Raw genomic sequence first — 13,424 nt, forward strand, 5'->3', positions numbered from 1 at the left:
ATGGCCTATAAGCACTATACGAGCTGCTTTCTCTATCCGGCCGGTGGCAAGCCCTACAATGAGGCCGACCGGCTGGCTTTCCTCGCCGCCCAGGCGCTGCAGATCATCGTCATCACCGGGCTGGCAGCCGCCTTCGGCTTGCTGCTGGGGCCGGTCGGCGCAGCATTTGCCGCGGCAATCGCGTTTCTGGCGTCCGCCACCGCGACGATCGACAAGGCCGCCGGGGAATGGCTGAACCATCGCCTGGTCTGCCTCGACAAGGACAATCCGAAATGCGCCGTCGGCATCGTCTCCTACAATCCGTTCCGCAGTGATCTCGGCGCCTTCGACAATGACCAGTATTTCGACGTCATACTGATGCCGCATCCGACGACTGAGATTCTCAACGCCGAAACCAATGAGGCGGCTTTGGCCGCCGCCAATCGCTACAATGGCGACGGCACCGTCGTCGCGGAATTCGCCGCCAACATCACCGCCCATCCGGCGAACGACATTCTCAATGACGGCTTTCAGGGTCACGAACTGCTGTTGCCGCGCGATGACCTGAAGGCGGATCTGGGCTACGCACCCGCCGACGATCATGCCCGCTGGGCCCTGCACTGCGAGGCCGAGGGTGACTTCTGGATCAAGATGCGCCAGTGGGCGCCGGCCATTGTCATCCTGCTGGCGGCGGCTCTGGTCGTCACGGCGGCCGCGGCGGCCGCCGGCGCCAGTGTTGGGGCGGCTGTCGGCTGCGCCATAGGGTCGTTCTTCCTGGGTGCGCTGGGCTGCGCCATCGGCTCGTTCCTGGGAGGATTGCTCGGAGCGGCCATTGGCGGCGCCATCGGCGGAGCGGCGTCCTACTTCGGCGGCGTCAAGCCGGTCCTGCAGGGACTGTTCAACTGGAATCCCGGCAATGTCGAGGACGCCAATGTCGGCGACAAGGCGCTCGGCCCCATCAGGATGGGCGATCATGTCGCCGTCCTCGGCGAACATGTCTATGACGGCTATCACAAGGGCTGGCATGAGTTTCATCCGCTGATGACGGTGGTCAAATTCGATGCGGCGGCCGGTGTCGACGCAAGATACTATCTTCAGTGGAATCCGGATTTTCCCGACACGGGCACGGTCCCGCCCAAACCGCCGGGCGAGGCCATCGACCTCACCGCGCAGGATATGCGTGACGGGCTTGGCAGCGCCGCGTTCAGGACACGCTGCGAGAATCTGCGCAGAACGTGGTGCGCCATGCTGAACGAAGCGTTCGATCCGGAGACCAAACGAACACAGCAGGGCCTGGACCAGCGCTGGACCATTCATCCGATGGTCGATGGCTGCATTCCGCGGGAGCAGCCACCAGCACCGCATATCGGATGATGCCATCAGCGTCCGATACGCGAAACCGTGATGGCGCCGATTGCCTTTCAATCTTGACTAACCCATTCATGAATTGATACTCGGACGCACCCGCAGTGCGGGCAACCCGAGGAGTACCTTATGAAATCCCCCCTTCTTGCCCTGGCCAGCGTAGCGGCGCTTGCAATCAGCCTGGCCGCCGGTCCGGCGACGGCCGAAGATGCCGGCATCATCGTCTATAACGCCCAGCATGAAAGCCTGGCCAAGGATTGGGCCGAAGGGTTCACCAAGGAAACCGGCATCAAGGTTACCTTGCGCAATGGCGGCGACAGCGACTTCTCCAACCAGATCGTCGCCGAAGGCGCCTCCTCGCCCGCCGACGTGTTTCTGACGGAAAATTCGCCGGCCATGGTGCTGGTCGAGAATGCCGGCCTGTTCGCGCCGGTCGACGCCGACACGCTCGCACAGGTCCCGCAGGACTATCAGGCCGCCAGCGGCAAATGGGTGGGCGTGGCCGCGCGCAGCACCGTCTTTGCCTATAATACGACCAAGCTCAAGGCCGACCAGTTGCCCAAGTCGATGCTCGACCTCGCCGACCCGAGTTGGAAGGGCCGCTGGGCGGCCTCGCCTTCTGGCGCCGATTTCCAGGCTATTGTCAGCGCATTGCTGCAGCTCAAGGGCGAGGCCGCCACGGCCGATTGGCTGAAGGCGATGAAGGCGAACTTCACCGCCTACAAGGGTAACAGCACGGTGATGAAGGCGGTCAATGCCGGCGAGATCGAAGGCGGCGTGATCTACCACTATTACTACTTTGGCGATCAGGCCAAGACCGGCGAAAACTCCAAGAACGTCGCGCTGCACTATTTCAAGAACCAGGATCCGGGCGCTTTCGTATCGGTCTCCGGCGGCGGCGTGCTCGCCTCGAGCAAGCACCCCAAGGAAGCCCAGGCCTTCCTGAAATGGGTGACCGGCAAGGGTGGCCAGGACGTGCTGAAGAACGGAACCTCCTTCGAATACGCGGTCGGCAAGGGTGCGCAGTCCAATCCGAAGCTGGTGCCGCTGGTCGACCTGCAGGCGCCGAAGGTCGACGCCGCGACGCTGAACTCCAAGAAGGTCACCGACCTCATGACCGCAGCCGGCTTGCTTTAGTCGTCGTTCTTCCTAATAAGGACGTCAAACCGTGCTCCTGCGGGAATTCACCTTCCGCGGGAGCGTTTTGTTCCGAGATGCATTCGTCCATGACGACACGCTTCGTTCCTGACCGCGACCGTGGTCCCCTGATTGCCGCCGCCGCGCCGCGATGGCATGGCGCCTGAGCTGATGCAGCCCGCGGTCGATCTCGCGCGCCCTGGCCTGCCGCTGAAGATGCGCCGAAGGACGCAGCGGCGTGTGGCGCCCTGGCTTGTCATCGCCGCCATATCAGTCTCCCTGCTGGCATTGGTGCCGCTTGTCTTCATCATATGGATCGCGGTGCAGACCGGTTGGGATACTGTCGCGGCATTGGTCTTCCGGCCACGTGTCGGCGAACTGCTGGTCAACACCGGCCTGCTGGTGCTGCTGGCCGTACCGATCGCCATCACCTTGTCGGTGACGCTGGCCTGGCTGACCGAACGCAGCGACCTGCCTGGTGCCCGGCTCTGGTCCTGGCTCTGCGTGGCGCCGCTCGCCATCCCCGCTTTCGTACACTCCTATGCCTGGATCACCATGGTGCCGGGGCTGCACGGCCTCTGGGCTGGCGTGCTGGTATCCGTCATCGCCTATTTTCCCTTCCTCTATCTGCCGGTGTCGGCGGCGCTGCGCCGCCTCGATCCTGCCCTAGAGGATGCCGCGGCGGCACTTGGTCTCGGACCTTGGCATGTGTTCTGGCGTGTCGTGTTGCCGCAGCTCAGGCTCGCCATCTGCGGCGGCTCGCTGCTGGTCGGCCTGCATCTGCTGGCCGAATATGGCCTCTACGTCTTCATCCGCTTCGACACCTTCACCACCGCGATCGTCGACCAGTTCCAGTCGACCTTCAACGGTCCGGCCGCCAACATGCTGGCCGGCGTGCTGGTGACCTGCTGCTTCGTGCTGCTCGGCCTCGAGGTGCTGGTGCGCGGCGAGGAGCGTTATGCCCGTGTCGGCTCGGGTGCCGCGCGATATCAGCAGCGGATGAGCCTCGGTCGCGCCACCCTGCCCAGCTTGCTGCTGCTCGTCGTCACCACCCTGCTGGCGCTTGGCGTGCCGTTCATCACCATTGGCCGCTGGCTCATCGCCGGCGGCGCCGATGTCTGGCGTCTTGATGAGATTGGCCTGGCACTCGGCCAGACACTGTTCCTATCGCTTGCCGGCGCGTTGCTTGCCACCGTCGCTGCCATGCCGATGGCCTGGATCTCGATCCGTGCGCCCGGTCCGTTGCAGCGCCTGCTGGAGGGATGCAATTACATTGTCGGCTCGCTGCCGGGTATCGTCATTGCGCTGGCGCTGGTCACCATCACCGTGCGCATCGCCCTGCCGCTCTACCAGACCCTGTTCACCATCCTGGTCGCATATGCCCTGATGTTCCTGCCGCGTGCCCTGGTCAGCCTGCGCGCGTCGATCGCCCAGGCCCCGGTCGAACTCGAGCGCGCCGCCTCCAGCCTCGGCCGGCGGCCGCTCAACGCGCTGTGGTCGACGACAATCCGCCTGTCGGCGCCGGGTGCCGCGGCCGGCATGGCGCTGGTGGCGCTCGGCATCATGAACGAATTGACCGCGACGCAGATGCTGGCGCCGAACGGCACCCGCACGCTGGCCATGGCGTTCTGGTCCTATAGCGGCGAGATCGACTACGCTTCGGCGGCCCCTTACGCCTCCATCATGGTGGCGATGTCGCTGCCCCTGACCTGGCTGCTCTATCTCCAGTCGAAGCGGATGGCCGGACGATGAGCTTTCTCGAACTCGGCAACCTGCACAAGCGTTACGGCCCGGTCGCGGCACTTGCCGGCGTCGACCTGAACGTCGCCAGCGGCAGTCGCACCGCGATCGTAGGACCTTCCGGCTGCGGCAAGACAACCTTGCTGCGGTTGATCGCCGGTTTCGAGGCGCCCGATCAGGGCCGGATCGTGCTCGACGGGCAGGTGCTGGCCAATGGCGGCGCCGCTGTGCCGGCGCATCGCCGCGGCATTGGCCTGGTGGCGCAGGACGGCGCCCTGTTCCCGCATCTGACCATCTCGGACAATATCGGCTTCGGCATGGCACGGGACGACGACAAGCGCGCCGAGCGCATCGTCGAACTTGCCTATATCGTGGGATTGGACAAGGCGATCCTCAAACGCCGCCCGCACGAGCTCTCCGGCGGCCAGCAGCAGCGCGTGGCGCTGGCCCGCGCCATGGCGATGAAGCCGCGGCTGATGCTGCTCGACGAGCCGTTCTCGGCGCTGGACACCGGCCTGCGCGCCTCGATGCGCAAGGCGGTGGCCGAGCTTCTGGAAGGGGCCGGCATCACCACCATATTGGTGACGCACGACCAGGCCGAGGCGCTGTCCTTCGCCAGCCAGGTGGCGGTCATGCGCGACGGGAAATTTTCCCAGGTCGGCACGCCGCGCGAGCTTTATCTCAAGCCGAAGGACAGGATGATCGCCGAGTTCCTCGGCGATGCCATCATCCTGCCCGCGAGCATTTCGGGCGGCTTCGCCAGTTCGCCGCTGGGCCGCATCGCCGTCGACACGCCGGACAGCCGCGATGTCGCCCGCATCATGTTGCGGCCGGAGCAGATTGGGCTCAAACGCACCTCGCGTGAGGGCATGTCGGGCACACCAGACATGCCCTTCGGCGAGGTGACGGAATCGGAATTCGCCGGCTCGACATGCACGATCGCGGTGCGGCTCTTGAACAATTCCGATCCGCCGGACGCCGCCGCGATCGGCGGCACGCCGCTGATCCTGCGCAAATCCGGCATGGACGCTCCGGCGGTCGGCGAGATCGTGCGGCTGACCGTATCGGGCAAGGCGCACGTCTTCGCTTGAGGCCTTAAGGCGCTGAACCCACGCGGAGTGGCCGGTTCACGCCGTGACGCGTTCGCCGGTTTCCGCTGAATAGATCGGCCATTGCTCGAGAAAATCGCAACCGTGCACCACCACGCACTCGTTGGCGCTGTCGATGAGGATGACGGCGTAGGACGGCGGCGCCTGTTCGACGATCTCGCTCGATCGGTCGAGGGCAAGCTCGAACCGGGCATGCAGGCCCCGCTGCGCCGAGAACGGAATGCCGGCGACGGTTCCCGCGATATCGCGGTGAACGTGGCCGAAGAAAATATGGCGAACGTTGCCATGATCCCGCAGCAGGCCGAGCAACCGCTCGGGCCGTTCGAGCGCCAGCGGATCGAGCTGCGGCAGGCCGAGCGCGACCGGCGGATGATGCAGGAAAACGTAGACGGGCCTGCCGCCTGATTGTTCCAGCCGGGCTTCGAGCCAGGCAAGCCGGCTGTCGCACAGTTCGCCCTCGATGCGTCCTTCCGCCAGACAGTCGAGAAACAACAGCACTTCGTCGCCGGTATCATGGGCCGACTGCACGAAGCCGTTTTTGTCGACCGGAACTTCGGGAAACGCAGCGATGAGATTGGCCCGCCGGTCATGGTTGCCCGGCAGCAGCCTGTACGGCATCGACAACGTTCCGAGCGCACCGCGCAGATCGGCATAGCTCTGCGGCGCGCCGGTCTCCGTCAGGTCGCCGGTGAAGACGCAAAGTGCTGCGTCGGCGTGATGCGCATTGATGTGCGCGATGCACTGATCGAGCCGCTCATGCAGATCCGCCCCATAGCGGCGCTCACCTTGCCGGCCAAGATGCACATCGGTGACCTGGATGATTTTCATCTGCGTCTCTTTGGCTGCGCGCGTTTTGGAATCAAAGCGCCGGTTCGGGCACGGAAGCCTTGAAGACATCGAGACGGGTGCCTGTCTCCGACGAGAAGAAGTGCATGTCGTCCGGCGAGATCTTCAGGCCGACGGTGCTGCCGGGCTCGGGGTGAACGGCCTCCGAGGTCATCACCGAGAACGGCGCGCCGTCGAGGTCGACATAGATGACCCGCCCCGCGCCCAGTTCCTCGACGAGATCGACAGTGGCATCGAGCGCGCCGGCCGTTCCCCGTGCGACCAGCCGCACCGCTTCCGGGCGGATGCCCATCGCCACCTTCGTGCCGAACGGCAGGCCGGCGCGAGCCATGGCCAGGCGCCGGCTGCCGCCGAGCAGCGACAGCCCGTCGAGTTCGACCGTGCCTTCAAGGATGTTCATGGCCGGCGCGCCAACGAAGGTGGCGACGAAGCGGCTGGCCGGGCGGGTGTAGATTTCACCTGGCGTTCCGACCTGTTCGACCCGTCCGCCATTCATCACCACCAGCCGGTCGGCCAGCGTCATCGCCTCGACCTGATCGTGGGTGACGAAGACGGAGGTGGCATTCAGCCGGCGATGCAGCTTGCGGATCTCCGAGCGCATCTGGACGCGCAGCTTGGCGTCGAGATTGGACAGCGGCTCGTCGAACAGGAAGACTTTCGGCTCGCGGATCATCGCACGGCCCATCGCGACGCGCTGCCTCTGGCCACCCGAAAGCGCCATCGGCTTGCGGTCGAGCAGCTGTTCAAGCTCCAGCGTGCGCGCAACCGCCTGGATGCGCTGGTTGCGCTCGGCCGAGGGAATACCGGCGACCTTGAGCGAATAGCCGATGTTCTGGGCCACGCTCATATGCGGATAGAGTGCGTAGTTCTGGAACACCATGGCGCAGCCGCGTTCGCGCGGCTCAAGCTTGTTGACCACCATGCCGTCGATGGCGATCGTACCGTCGGAAATCTCTTCCAGCCCGGCGATCATCCTAAGCAGCGTGGACTTGCCGCAGCCGGACGGCCCGAGAATGACGACGAATTCGCCAGAGGCGAAGTCGAGATCGACGCCATGCACGACCTGCGTCTTGGCATAGTTCTTCTTGACGCCGCGTATTGCGATGGAGGCCATCTTTTGTCTCCTTGTTACTTCTCGGTGGCGATCAGGCCGCGCACGAACCAGCGTTGCATGAGCACCACGACGATCAGCGGCGGCAGCATGACGATAAGCGTTCCGGCCATGGCGATGTTCCATTCCGGAATACCGCCGACATTGGGGATGAGCTGCTTGAGCTCGGTAACCGCCGTCGCATGCGACTGGTCGGTGGTGATGAGCAGCGGCCACAGATACTGGTTCCACGCCCACAGGAACATGATGGTGCCGAGTGCCGCCATGTTGTTGCGCGACAATGGCAGCAGGATATCGATGAAGAAACGCAGCGCGCCGGCACCGTCCATACGCGCCGCCTCGGTCAGCTCGTCCGGTACGGTCAGGAAGAACTGCCGGTAGAGGAAAGTGCCGGTGGCGGTGGCGATCAACGGCAGGATCAGTCCGGTATAGGAATTGAGCAGCCCTAGGCTGAGCGAAACCTGCACGCCCGAGACCTTCTCGATCAGCCAGCTCAGCCCGGTGATGTCGAGGATGGTCTGGTAGGGCGACAGCACATTGGCGACGACCGCGTAGGTCGGCACGATGCGCACTTCCAGCGGCAGCATCAGCGTGACGAAGATCAGCCAGAAGATGAAGGTGCGGCCGGGATAGCGGAAATAGACGATCGAGAAGGCGGTCAGCGCCGAGATGATCACTTTGCCGGCCGCGACTCCGGCAGCCATGATGAAACTGTTGAGCAGCTTGGGGCCAAGGTCGGCCGTCGTCCAGGCCGTCTTGATGTTTGTCCAAAAGTCGCTGCCCGGCAGCAGCGACATCGGCACGTCGTTGACATCCCTAAGATTGTGCGACGCGGCCACGGCCACAACCACGAACGGCGCGATGCAAAGTACAAAGCCGACAAACAGGATCAGATGCGTGAAGAAATTGAGGAACGGGGTGCGCTCGACCATATCAGTCTCACCTGTAGTGCACGCGCCGCTCGATGAAGCGGAACTGGAAAATGGTCAGCACCACGATGAGCAGCATCAAAATGATGCTCTGCGCGGCGGCGCCCGAATAGTCGAGGCCTTTGAAGCCATCGGAATAGATCTTGTAGACCATCAGATTGGTGGCGTTCGCCGGGCCGCCCGACGTCATGATGTCGACGATGCCGAACGAATCCTGAAAGCTCTCCGTGATGTTGATGACCAGCAGGAAAAAGATTGTCGGCGTGATCAGCGGGAACTGGATGTCCCAGAAACGCCTCATGACGCCGGAGCCGTCCATCGCGGCGGCTTCGATGAGGGAGCGCGGGATGGCCTGGAACGCGGCGAGGAAGAAGATGAAGTTGTAGCCGACATATTTCCACGAGAAGGCGATGATGATCGAGGCCATGGCATCAGCGCCGTCGAGCCCGGGATCCCAGAAGCCGGGCCAGACTTGGTTGACCACGGCCATGAAGCCGGCTTCCGGCGCCAGGATGAAACGAAACGCCATCGCCAGAGCCGGTGCGGCGATACCGTAAGGCCAGATCAGCACCACGCGATAGAGACGCGAGCCGGCAAGCTGGCGGTCGGTGAGCGCGGCGAGCACAAGCGCGACGAACATTGCAAGCCCAGTGCTGATGCCGGCAAAGACAAGGCTGGCGGTGATCGAGTTCCAGTAATCGGCGTTAGCCAGGATCGAGCGGAAATTGTCGAGCCCGACCCAGATGTTGCCGCCGCCCCAGGGCTGTTGCAGCGTCAGCGACCAGTATACGGCCTGGCCGGCAGGCCAGTAGAAGAACGTGAAGATCAGGAGGAGCTGCGGCACCGCGAAAAGGATGCCGATTGTCCAACTGCTGAAGGTAACGCGTTTTTCCATCGGTCCGCCGTGGCCGCGGAACGGCCAGCCCAAAGCAAGATAAGATTATACGAAACGGCCGCCCGTCGAATCTCGGCGAGCGGCCTCGGCAATCTTCGAAATCAGGGCAGGGTCTTGCCCGGATAGGTCTGCTGGAAGCGGTCGAGGATGGCGTCGCCATTCTTGACCAGCGTGTCGAGGCCCTGCTGCACGCTCACCTTGTTGGCGAAGATCGCCTGCATCTGCGTGCCGAACTCTGCGCGGATCTGGGTGAAGTTGCCCAGGCGTATACCACGGGTGATTTCGGTCGGCTCCGACGCGGTCAGGCTGGCGATGGCGACTTCACGGCCCTTGTAGGGCGCCTTGTCGTAGAAGCCGGTGGACTTCATGTAGTCGAAGCCCGACTTGGTCACTGGGATGTAGCCGGTGTTGGTCGACCAGAACAAAGCGGTCTTGGGGTCGTGGATGAAGTTAAGGAACGCGGCCGCGCCCTTGTACTCAGCGTCCGACTTGCCGGAGAGCACCCACAGCGAAGCGCCGCCGACCAGCGAATTCTTGCGCTCGGTACCGGCATAGGCCGGCAGTTCGGCGACATCCCACTTCATACCTTCCTTCTGCGTCTTGCCGACCGTGCCGTGATCGCCGACCGAGGTCATGATCACCTGGCAGGTACCCGAGGCGAAGGCCTGGACCATATCCTGGCCGAGGTCCTTGGACTTGATCTTGATCAGGCCGGCATCGTACCATTTCTTGAGATCGGTGACGTACTGGACGAACTTGGTCTTGTTGACTTCCAGACGCGCGTCGAGACCGTCATAGCCGTTGTTCTTGGTGGCGATCGGCTGGTTGTGGATGGCCGAGAACTGCTCCATCAGCTGCCAGCTTTCATTGGCCGAGATGTTGATCGCCATCGGGCATTCGTAGCCGGCGTCCTTCATCGCCTGCAGGTCGGCGCCGACGTCTTCCCAGGTCTTGGGCGCCTCGGCCTTGCCGATCTTCGCGAAGGCGTCCTTGTTCCAGTACATCAGCGCGGTCGAGGAATTGAACGGGAAGGACAGCATCTCGCCCTTCGAGGTCGCGTAGTAGCGGGCGATGCCTGGGAAATAGTCGGCGTAGTCGATCTTGTAGCCGTTTTCTTCCATCAGCTTGTCGGCGGGCTTGTAGGCGCCCGACAGCATCATCGTGGCGGTACCGACGTCGTAGACCTGCACGACGGCGGGCTGTTTGCCGGCGCGGAAGGCGGCGATGGTGTTCTGCAGCGTGGCGTCGTAATTGCCCTGGCTGGTGCAGACGACTTCATAATCCTTCTGCGAGGCATTGAAGTTCTTGCACAGCGTGTCGACGACGCGGGCGAGGTCGCCCGACAGGCCGAACCAGAAGTCGAATTTCACCGGCTCCGCAAAGGCAGGAACCGCCAGCGCGGTGCTGAGCGCGCCTGCGGCAAGGGCAGCGAGGCCCCGCTTGATGATCGTCATGGTTTCTTCCCTCTTGAATGACTGTTGACAAGGGTCTTGCGCAAGTCCTTGCCCGCTCTCTTAGAGAAGGTATGTGACAGTTCTGTTGTGGCCTCCCGGGCCTGTGGACAGCTGGTCTTTCCTCCCCCTCGGCGGTGGCGCCGGCATGAAAACGTCACACCGGCGCCTTAGGTAGCTAGGGCGGCTCTCGAGGACGTAAAGGCCATCATGGTTATCCGGCTAAAGGGATGATGAAATTCGGGTGAAGCAGCTGACGAGACCTGACCGCCGGCGACGGCAAGCGGACTCCGATGCACCGGCCGCCAGGATGGCAGCCCCGTCCTGCTCAAGCCAAGCGTGCGCTCGGCCTAGCTCACGACCCGATCGCCGTCTCGACCAGCCGCTTGGCGTCGGGCCCCGACCATTCGGCCGGCCCGTTCATATGGGCGATCAGGCAGCCTTCGCCATCGATCAGCATGGTGACGGGCAGGCCGAGCGCCAGACCGCGCGCCTTGAGGTCGTTGAACAGCGTCATCGTCGAATCCCGGTAGTAGCCGAGCGTGTGCACACCGGTATCGGCGAGAAACTTCTTCGGCTTCACATCGTCGCCGGCATCGACGTTGACGGCGACGACCTGAAAGGCATCGCTGCCTTTCTCCTTTTGCAGCGCGTCGAGCGCCGGCATTTCGGCACGGCATGGCGCGCACCATGTGGCCCACAGATTGAGCAGCACCGTCTTGCCGGCATGGTCGGCGATCGTCATCGGCTTGCCGTCCGGACCGTTGAAGGCGAGGCTCCTCATCGACTGCGGCGGATCGGCCGGCAAAAGTGCCGCGACCTCGCCGGTGGCCGCGGCCGCGATCTTCTTGGCGCGGTCGCTCTTGGCGGCGCAGGCGATGTCGTCCTTGCTGTCGCTTGCGGCTACTTGGGGCGCGGCGTTGTTGCCAGACCGGCTCTCGCTGACATATACCCCGACCGCGCCGGCCAGCGCTCCCGCCACCAGGGCGGCGAGGATCAGGCGCGGGGCCGGGAAAAATCTGTTTCCGTCTGCCATTTTCTCAAAACTGCTCCGAAGCACGGGTTTTATAGCCATGAGCGACAAGAAGACCAGCAACCAGATGTGGGGCGGACGATTTGCCTCGGGTCCGGCCGCGATCATGGAAGCGATCAACGCGTCGATCTCGTTCGACCGCAAACTCTATGCGCAGGACATAAGAGGCTCGATCGCTCATAGCGAGATGCTGGCGCAAACGGGCATTATTTCAGCGGCCGATCAAGAAAAAATCGCTCACGGGCTGAACACGATCCTGAAAGAGATCGAAGCCGGCAGCTTTGAGTTTTCGACCCGGCTGGAAGACATCCACATGAACGTCGAGGCCCGTCTCGCGGACCTTATCGGGTCCGCGGCCGGCCGGCTGCACACCGCCCGCTCGCGCAACGACCAGGTGGCTGTCGATCTGCGGCTCTGGGTCAAGGACGAATGCTTTCGTGTCGCCGAGGCGTTGAGAGGCTTGATCATGGCCCTCCTGGCGCGAGCCGAGGAACATGCCGCGACCGTCATGCCGGGCTTTACTCACATGCAGGCGGCGCAGCCGGTAACCTTCGGCCATCACTGCATGGCCTATGTCGAGATGTTCGCGCGCGACCTGTCGCGCGTGCGCGACGCCATCGAACGCATGGACGAGAGCCCGCTCGGTGCCGCGGCCCTTGCCGGCACCAGTTTCCCGATCGACCGCCATCAGACCGCCAGGGCGCTCGGTTTCCGCGAGCCGATGCGCAATTCGCTGGACAGCGTCTCCGACCGCGATTTCGCGCTGGAGTTCCTCGCCATGGCCGCGATCTGCGCCACGCACCTGTCGCGGCTCGCGGAGGAGATCATCATCTGGTCGACGCCGCAATTCGGCTTCATCAGGCTGTCGGACAGCTTTTCCACCGGCTCCTCGATCATGCCGCAGAAAAAGAACCCCGACGCCGCAGAACTCGTGCGCGGCAAGACCGGCCGCGTCAACGGCCATCTGGTCGGCCTGCTGACGGTGATGAAGGGCATGCCTTTGACCTATGGCAAGGACATGCAGGAAGATAAGGAATCCGTGTTCGACGCCGCCGAGACGCTCGACCTGATGCTTGCCGCGACGACCGGCATGGTCTCGGACATGACGGTCAACGCGGCCGCGATGAAGAAGGCTGCCGGCTCTGGTCACGCCACCGCCACCGACCTCGCCGACTGGCTGGTGCGCACTTTGGGCTTGCCGTTCCGCGAGGCGCATCATGTCACCGGCCGCGCGGTGGCGCTGGCCGAAGACAAGAAGGTTAGCCTGGAGAAGCTTTCGCTGGAGGATCTGCAATCGATCAACCCAGGCATCACGGCGGACATATTCTCGGTGCTGGCGGTGCAGAACTCGGTCAAGAGCCGCACCAGCTTCGGCGGCACCGCGCCATCGGAAGTGCGGAAGCAGATACGCGCCTGGAAAAAGCGCATCGCCAAGGCGTGATGCCGGATATTGCGATCAACAATATCCCGATATTGCGATCGGCAATATGCGGGGTGCAATACGCCGAGAACTCGGCTAAAAGCGGCGGCTGGCAAACGTTTCGGACGGATGGATCGATGACCGGAAGCAGGATTTTGGTAACGCTGACGCTGCTTGTGGCGCTAGCCTCCGTGACGGCCTGCGGCCGCAAGGCCGGTCTCGACACGCCCTACGAGGCGGCCGTCCAGGCGCGCAAGGATGCCGAAAAGGCCCACCAGCCCGTGCCGCCGGAACCGGAAAAACCGGTCGTGGACAAGAAGTTCATCCTCGACCCGCTGATCTAGCTCCGATGAAGGCGGGATTGGTCTTTCCAAACCCGATCGCATCGTGCCCCAACTTCCGGAACCAC

At 63.5% G+C, this 13,424-nt stretch carries 12 protein-coding genes; 6 read left to right on the forward strand and 6 right to left on the reverse strand.

Annotated features, from left to right (window positions below; genetic code table 11):
• The 4 genes from O7A70_RS03005 (at nt 1) to O7A70_RS03020 (ending at nt 5,312) form a co-directional block, all read left to right on the forward strand.
• The gene (locus O7A70_RS03005) at nt 1-1,353 is read left to right on the forward strand and encodes a hypothetical protein (RefSeq protein ID WP_337138941.1); all 1,353 of its coding nucleotides are present in this window, start codon (nt 1-3) and stop codon (nt 1,351-1,353) included.
• 120 nt (nt 1,354-1,473) lie between these two features.
• The gene (locus O7A70_RS03010; protein WP_140503260.1) at nt 1,474-2,481 is read left to right on the forward strand and encodes an iron ABC transporter substrate-binding protein; all 1,008 of its coding nucleotides are present in this window, start codon (nt 1,474-1,476) and stop codon (nt 2,479-2,481) included.
• A 171-nt stretch (nt 2,482-2,652) separates the two neighbouring features.
• Complete coding sequence (locus tag O7A70_RS03015; protein WP_337139033.1) at nt 2,653-4,233, forward strand: ABC transporter permease; 1,581 nt, start codon at nt 2,653-2,655, stop codon at nt 4,231-4,233.
• Nucleotides 4,230-5,312, forward strand: coding sequence for an ABC transporter ATP-binding protein (locus tag O7A70_RS03020; protein ID WP_337138942.1), 1,083 nt, complete (start codon nt 4,230-4,232; stop codon nt 5,310-5,312). The genes O7A70_RS03015 and O7A70_RS03020 overlap by 4 nt, the downstream gene beginning before the upstream one ends.
• A gap of 36 nt (nt 5,313-5,348) precedes the next feature.
• Here O7A70_RS03020 and O7A70_RS03025 read toward each other — a convergent pair whose 3' ends face one another.
• The 6 genes from O7A70_RS03025 to tlpA form a co-directional block, all read right to left on the reverse strand.
• Nucleotides 5,349-6,158 (reverse strand): phosphodiesterase, encoded by an 810-nt coding sequence (locus O7A70_RS03025; RefSeq protein WP_337138943.1) that lies wholly within the window; start codon nt 6,156-6,158, stop codon nt 5,349-5,351.
• Nucleotides 6,159-6,189: 31 nt separating this feature from the next.
• Nucleotides 6,190-7,290 carry a sn-glycerol-3-phosphate import ATP-binding protein UgpC gene (locus O7A70_RS03030; RefSeq protein WP_337138944.1) on the reverse strand — a complete coding sequence of 367 codons (1,101 nt, stop codon included), beginning with the start codon at nt 7,288-7,290 and terminating at the stop codon, nt 6,190-6,192.
• A 14-nt stretch (nt 7,291-7,304) separates the two neighbouring features.
• Nucleotides 7,305-8,219: an ABC transporter permease subunit gene (locus tag O7A70_RS03035; RefSeq protein WP_027143474.1), complete on the reverse strand. Its 915-nt coding sequence runs from the start codon at nt 8,217-8,219 to the stop codon at nt 7,305-7,307.
• A gap of 7 nt (nt 8,220-8,226) precedes the next feature.
• On the reverse strand, nt 8,227-9,111 hold the full coding sequence (locus O7A70_RS03040) for a carbohydrate ABC transporter permease (RefSeq protein WP_140503269.1): 885 nt from the start codon (nt 9,109-9,111) through the stop codon (nt 8,227-8,229).
• Nucleotides 9,112-9,212: 101 nt separating this feature from the next.
• Complete coding sequence (locus O7A70_RS03045) at nt 9,213-10,565, reverse strand: extracellular solute-binding protein (RefSeq protein ID WP_337138945.1); 1,353 nt, start codon at nt 10,563-10,565, stop codon at nt 9,213-9,215.
• Between the two features lie 352 nt (nt 10,566-10,917).
• A complete protein-coding gene (gene tlpA, locus O7A70_RS03050; RefSeq protein WP_337138946.1) occupies nt 10,918-11,598 on the reverse strand; it encodes a thiol:disulfide interchange protein TlpA in 681 nt (226 codons plus the stop codon).
• Between the two features lie 37 nt (nt 11,599-11,635).
• On the opposite strand from tlpA, the gene argH reads away from it, so the two are divergent.
• Both argH and O7A70_RS03060 read left to right on the forward strand, forming a co-directional pair.
• The gene (gene argH, locus O7A70_RS03055; RefSeq protein ID WP_337138947.1) at nt 11,636-13,036 is read left to right on the forward strand and encodes an argininosuccinate lyase; all 1,401 of its coding nucleotides are present in this window, start codon (nt 11,636-11,638) and stop codon (nt 13,034-13,036) included.
• Between the two features lie 116 nt (nt 13,037-13,152).
• Nucleotides 13,153-13,359: a hypothetical protein gene (locus O7A70_RS03060; protein ID WP_337138948.1), complete on the forward strand. Its 207-nt coding sequence runs from the start codon at nt 13,153-13,155 to the stop codon at nt 13,357-13,359.
• The last annotated feature ends 65 nt before the right edge of the window (nt 13,360-13,424 follow it).

Origin of the sequence: Mesorhizobium sp. Cs1299R1N1, from assembly GCF_037179655.1 — a bacterium.
Lineage (GTDB): Bacteria > Pseudomonadota > Alphaproteobacteria > Rhizobiales > Rhizobiaceae > Mesorhizobium > Mesorhizobium salmacidum.

Bases quoted from the DNA above. Each gene is read 5' to 3' on its own strand.
- O7A70_RS03005 (WP_337138941.1), top strand. From the start codon at position 1: ATGGCCTATAAGCACTATACGAGCTGCTTTCTCTATCCGGCCGGTGGC.
- O7A70_RS03010 (WP_140503260.1), top strand. From the start codon at position 1,474: ATGAAATCCCCCCTTCTTGCCCTGGCCAGCGTAGCGGCGCTTGCAATC.
- O7A70_RS03015 (WP_337139033.1), top strand. From the start codon at position 2,653: ATGCAGCCCGCGGTCGATCTCGCGCGCCCTGGCCTGCCGCTGAAGATG.
- O7A70_RS03020 (WP_337138942.1), top strand. From the start codon at position 4,230: ATGAGCTTTCTCGAACTCGGCAACCTGCACAAGCGTTACGGCCCGGTC.
- O7A70_RS03025 (WP_337138943.1), bottom strand. From the start codon at position 6,158: ATGAAAATCATCCAGGTCACCGATGTGCATCTTGGCCGGCAAGGTGAG.
- O7A70_RS03030 (WP_337138944.1), bottom strand. From the start codon at position 7,290: ATGGCCTCCATCGCAATACGCGGCGTCAAGAAGAACTATGCCAAGACG.
- O7A70_RS03035 (WP_027143474.1), bottom strand. From the start codon at position 8,219: ATGGTCGAGCGCACCCCGTTCCTCAATTTCTTCACGCATCTGATCCTG.
- O7A70_RS03040 (WP_140503269.1), bottom strand. From the start codon at position 9,111: ATGGAAAAACGCGTTACCTTCAGCAGTTGGACAATCGGCATCCTTTTC.
- O7A70_RS03045 (WP_337138945.1), bottom strand. From the start codon at position 10,565: ATGACGATCATCAAGCGGGGCCTCGCTGCCCTTGCCGCAGGCGCGCTC.
- tlpA (WP_337138946.1), bottom strand. From the start codon at position 11,598: ATGGCAGACGGAAACAGATTTTTCCCGGCCCCGCGCCTGATCCTCGCC.
- argH (WP_337138947.1), top strand. From the start codon at position 11,636: ATGAGCGACAAGAAGACCAGCAACCAGATGTGGGGCGGACGATTTGCC.
- O7A70_RS03060 (WP_337138948.1), top strand. From the start codon at position 13,153: ATGACCGGAAGCAGGATTTTGGTAACGCTGACGCTGCTTGTGGCGCTA.